1 protein-coding gene is annotated in these 337 nt (G+C 60.5%); it reads right to left on the bottom strand.

Annotation, left to right across the window (positions count from 1 at the left end):
• Positions 1-337 (bottom strand): transposase (locus OZ411_RS43230; protein WP_282532843.1); only part of this gene is annotated, 337 nt, incomplete at both ends.

Genomic DNA, 337 nt, shown 5'->3' with positions numbered 1-337 from the left:
CGCTGCTGGACAGCATCGAGCACGTGCTCATGCTCCCATCGTGTAATCCGCCGCTCTGGCCCTGTCGTGCATTGGGACTTGAGTGAGCAGCTTTGACAGGCCGTGGTCCAGTAGCGCCGCAGCATCTTGCCGTCTTCTTCGTTCGTGTAGCGATATGGCAGCCGCTCTCCAGCTGGGCAGCGATAGGCGTCTTCTTCCGGCAAATAGACAAAGTCCTGCTTGCCGAAGCGCCCTTTCGATTTGGCGCCCGACGCTAGCGGCTTGGACAGAGTCACTGTGATGCCGGCCTCGTGGCACGCAAGGATCTCCGGGCTGTTGAAGTAGCCGCGATCGGCTA

The organism is Bradyrhizobium sp. Arg237L, assembly GCF_029990105.1.
Taxonomy (GTDB): Bacteria; Pseudomonadota; Alphaproteobacteria; order Rhizobiales; family Xanthobacteraceae; genus Bradyrhizobium.
The sequence above is the reverse complement of the archived record's forward strand: the minus strand, read 5'-3'. Positions and strand labels throughout refer to the sequence as shown.